A 1,978-nucleotide genomic window follows, 5' to 3' on the forward strand; every position below is an offset into this window, starting at 1 on the left:
GCCTGTCGCCGGAGCGTTTCGTCAAAGTCAGCCAGCGCCAGGTCGAAACCCGCCCGATCAAAGGCACCCGCCCCCGTGGTCTGACGCCCGCCGAAGACGCGGCCAATGCCGCCGCACTGCTGGCCAGCCCCAAGGATCGCGCCGAGAACCTGATGATCGTCGACCTGCTGCGCAACGACCTCGGCCGCACCTGCCGCATCGGCTCGGTGCGGGTGCCGGAGCTGTTCAGCCTGGAAAGCTATCCCAACGTGCATCACCTGGTCAGCAGCGTGACCGGTGAACTGGCGCAGGATCGCGACGCTCTGGACCTGATCGCCGGCAGCTTTCCCGGCGGCTCGATCACCGGCGCACCAAAGATTCGTGCAATGCAGATCATCGACGAACTGGAACCGACACGGCGTGGATTGTATTGCGGGTCGCTGTTGTATCTGGACGTGCGTGGCGAGATGGACAGCTCCATCGCCATTCGCAGTCTGCTGGTCAAGGATGGGCAGATATGTTGCTGGGGCGGCGGCGGGATCGTGGCTGATTCGGACTGGCAGGCGGAGTATCAGGAGTCGATAACCAAAGTGAAGATCCTCCTGGAAACCCTGCAAAACCTCTAAAAGCAATCGCGAGCAGGCTCACTCCTGCATTTGGAATGCGTTCCCTTGTAGGAGTGAGCCTGCTCGCGATGGCGTCTTTTCAGACGACTACAAACTCAACTCTCGGTTAGAAGCTTTGAGGAATTCCTGCTTCAACTCGGCAAACGTATGCACCGCCGGGAACTGCGGGAACTCCCGGATCACGTTGTCCGGCGCGTGGAACAGAATCCCGGCGTCCGCCTCACCCAGCATGCTCGTGTCGTTATACGAATCCCCCGCCGCAATCACCCGGTAGTACAGGCTCTTGAACGACAGCACCGACTGACGCTTGGGATCTTTCTGACGCAGTTGATAGCTGGTCACCCGCCCGCTGTCGTCAGTGATCAGACGATGGCAAAGCAAGGTCGGGAAGCCCAGTTGTCGCATCAGCGGCTGGGAGAATTCGTAGAAGGTGTCCGAGAGAATCACCACCTGAAAGCGCTCGCGCAGCCAGTCGACGAACTCCACCGCGCCGTCCAGCGGCTTGAGCGTGGCAATCACTTCCTGAATATCCGAAAGCTTCAGACCGTGCTCGTCGAGGATGCGCAGACGCTGTTTCATCAGCACGTCGTAATCGGGAATGTCCCGGGTGGTGGCCTTGAGGGAGTCGATTCCGGTTTTTTCGGCAAAGGCGATCCAGATTTCCGGTACCAGTACCCCTTCAAGATCCAGGCAAGCAATTTCCACAAGACACTCCCGTTTGTATTGATTATTGAATCGAGCGAGCCCGAACTCTAGCGACTCCCCCGCCACGGCGCAACGCAGCGACCACCCCGTACCCCGCCGCTTTTTGTTAACATCGCCGCCATATAGAGCGCCCAGCGCCACCGACCTGTAGGAAGCCGCCCTGATGAGCCCAACGTTCGACGTCGTGGAACTCGCCACGACCTATGCCAACAAATCCGCGCAGGACATCTTGAAACTCGCGTTTGCCGAGTTCGGCGACGAGCTGTGGATATCTTTCAGCGGCGCCGAGGATGTGGTGCTGGTGGACATGGCCTGGAAGCTCAACAAGAACGTCAAGGTGTTCAGTCTCGACACCGGCCGCCTGCACCCGGAAACCTACCGGTTCATTGATCAGGTGCGCGAGCACTACAAGATCGACATCGAACTGGTGTCGCCGGACTACACGAAACTGGAACCGTTCGTGAAGGAAAAAGGCCTGTTCAGTTTCTACAAGGACGGCCATGGCGAATGCTGCGGCATTCGCAAGATCGAGCCGCTGCGCCGTAAATTGTCCGGCGTCAAAGCCTGGGCCACCGGCCAGCGCCGCGACCAGAGCCCGGGCACCCGCAGCGCCGTGGCGGTGCTGGAAATCGACACCGCGTTCTCTACGCCAGAACGCACCCTGTACA

At 59.8% G+C, this 1,978-nt stretch carries 3 protein-coding genes; 2 read left to right on the forward strand and 1 reads right to left on the reverse strand.

Features of this window, described 5'->3' with window-relative positions:
* Positions 1-605: anthranilate synthase component I family protein (locus DBR24_RS14585; RefSeq protein WP_146189049.1), on the forward strand; the 605-nt coding region annotated here is incomplete at its 5' end.
* A gap of 87 nt (positions 606-692) precedes the next feature.
* On the opposite strand, the gene thrH is transcribed toward DBR24_RS14585, so the two are convergent.
* Entirely contained in the window at positions 693-1,310 is a 618-nt protein-coding gene (gene thrH / locus DBR24_RS14590; protein ID WP_123463671.1) for a bifunctional phosphoserine phosphatase/homoserine phosphotransferase ThrH, read from the reverse strand.
* 163 nt (positions 1,311-1,473) lie between these two features.
* Between thrH and DBR24_RS14595 the strand changes: the two genes are divergently transcribed.
* Positions 1,474-1,978: phosphoadenylyl-sulfate reductase (locus tag DBR24_RS14595; RefSeq protein ID WP_128615116.1), on the forward strand; the 505-nt coding region annotated here is incomplete at its 3' end.

This window comes from Pseudomonas sp. HMWF006 (genome assembly GCF_003061205.1).
GTDB lineage: Bacteria > Pseudomonadota > Gammaproteobacteria > Pseudomonadales > Pseudomonadaceae > Aquipseudomonas > Aquipseudomonas monsensis.